This window comes from Micromonospora sp. NPDC049799 (assembly GCF_040656655.1).
Lineage (GTDB): Bacteria > Actinomycetota > Actinomycetes > Mycobacteriales > Micromonosporaceae > Micromonospora.
Window position 1 is genome coordinate 1 of sequence record NZ_JBFAMU010000742.1, and the last position, 1,873, is coordinate 1,873.

The following is a 1,873-nucleotide window of genomic DNA, read 5'->3' on the forward strand; positions in this document are numbered from 1 at the left end:
CCACACCCGGCGCGCGGTCGAAGCCCCGGGCACCGGTCCGCCCAGCAGCTCGCGGCGGCCCTGCCGCCAGCCGGCCTCCACCACCTGCGCGTACGCGGTGCGGTGCACGGCCGGCACGGAGATCCGGTGCAGTTCGTAGCGGCGGCGCAGTCCGCCCACGGCCATCTCGTGGCGGACGGGTACGCCCAGCCGGTCCAGCAGCTGCCGCATCCGCTGCGCCGCCTCCTCCCGGTTGAACTCCACCGTCATCGGCGGATGCACCGGAGCGGGCCGCCGGGGATTCGAGCCGGCCGGCGGCGTCATGCAGCGCAGCAGGCAGGCCGCCTCGAACGCGTCGGCCAGGGTCAGCCAGTCCAGCGGCGGCGGGGTCACCGGCGGGCGGGACCGGTCGAGCAGGATCGGTTCGGGGGACACCTCGGGCTCCTCGTCGGCTCGTGGTTCCCCTACCGTGGCGGCTGCGCCGCGCCGACGAAACCGATCCGGGCGAGCCTTGAGGAAATCTTGCGGTGCGGCCTACAGCTCGGAAACGACCACGTCGACCTGGCGTGGCCGGCCGGCCGGCCTCGGCTGCTCCTCGACCCGGTACTTCAGGTCCCGCAGGGCGGCCACCAGAGCGTCGGCGGTACGCGGGCGGGCGCCGGCGAGCAGCAGGTCCCGGACCAGCCGGCCCTTGGTGGCCTTGTTGAAGTGGCTCACCACCGACCGGACGGGCACACCGTCGACGTCGCGCTCGTGCAGCACCCGCACGGTCACCGTACGGGCGGCCACCGGGCCGCGCGGCGTCCAGGTGGCCGCGTACGCGCCGGAGCGCAGGTCCAGCACCGGCCCGGTACCCGCCGCGGCGGTCATCGCCGGGGCCAGCGCCGTCCGCCACCACGTCGACAGCGCACCCACTGACGGCAGTTTCCCCCCGACCGGGCAGCGGTACGGCGGGATCCGGTCGGTGAGCCGTACCGCGCCCCACAGGCCGGAGCTGATCAGCACCGACCGGCGGGCGGCCCGCAGCGCGGGGGCGGGCAGCGAGCCGAGGTCGAGCGCCTCGTACAGGACCCCGGTGTAGAGGCGTTCCGCCGGTGCGGTCACCGCCTCCCGCAGCCGGGCGTTGCGCCGCAGCTCCCCCCGCTGGCCGGGGCTGAGCCCCAGCGCGGCCAGCGCCGCCTCCTCGTCCCCCGAGGTGCTCAGCGCGACCAGCGCCGCCAGCACCTCCTCTCGGGCCGGCGTCAGCTCCGGCGACGAGAGTCGGGCCAGGTCCAGCCGCCGGCCGGTGCCGGCGTCGGCCTTGCCCTCGGACGGCGGCAGCAGGATGAGCATCGGTGGACTCCTCGGTCGGCCCGGCGCACGCCGGCTGCGGCCAGCGTACGGCCCGGCCCTACCGCCACGGCCGGACCGGCTGCTCCGGGTGGTACACGCGATACCCGCCGACCTCGACGACCAGCGCCGCGTCGGCCCGGTCACCGAGCAGCCGCCGCAGTTTCCGCTCCAGCGCCGAACCGGACTCCACCACGTAGCCCGGCCGGGTGGCCCGCGCCACCTGCCGCCAGTACGCCGAGTAGCGGTTCTGCCCGGGCGTGAACCCGTCGTCGAGGACCCCGCAGACCACGTCCTCGCCGGTGTTGAAGATCAACCGGTTGCAGGTCCAGTAGTCCCCGTACACCTCCCGGGGCCCACCGGCGCGAACCGCGTCGGCCAGCTCCCGGGCCCCCCGCTCCTCGTCCCGGCCCTCCTGCGTGCCGGTGGTGGCGAACAGCACGGTCACCACCAGCGTGGCGGCCGCCAGGGCGGCCAAGCCGGCCGTGGCGCTGGGACACCGAGAAGCTCCCCGCGCACCTGCGGGTCAGCTTCCGGGTCCTCGACGAGGAGAACAAGCCGGTCG

At 75.8% G+C, this 1,873-nt stretch carries 1 protein-coding gene and 2 pseudogenes; all 3 read right to left on the reverse strand.

Annotation, left to right across the window (positions count from 1 at the left end; translation table 11 throughout):
• Window positions 1–414 (reverse strand): annotated as a pseudogene (locus tag AB0I76_RS28990) (hypothetical protein); the annotation flags it as partial.
• A 99-nt stretch (window positions 415–513) separates the two neighbouring features.
• Window positions 514–1,311 carry a peroxide stress protein YaaA gene (gene yaaA, locus AB0I76_RS28995; RefSeq protein WP_357042059.1) on the reverse strand — a complete coding sequence of 266 codons (798 nt, stop codon included), beginning with the start codon at window positions 1,309–1,311 and terminating at the stop codon, window positions 514–516.
• A gap of 58 nt (window positions 1,312–1,369) precedes the next feature.
• Window positions 1,370–1,798 (reverse strand): annotated as a pseudogene (locus AB0I76_RS29000) (hypothetical protein); the annotation flags it as partial.
• Window positions 1,799–1,873 lie beyond the last annotated feature (75 nt).

Excerpts from the sequence above, each read along its gene's own strand:
- yaaA (WP_357042059.1), bottom strand. The coding sequence starts at position 1,311 with ATGCTCATCCTGCTGCCGCCGTCCGAGGGCAAGGCCGACGCCGGCACC.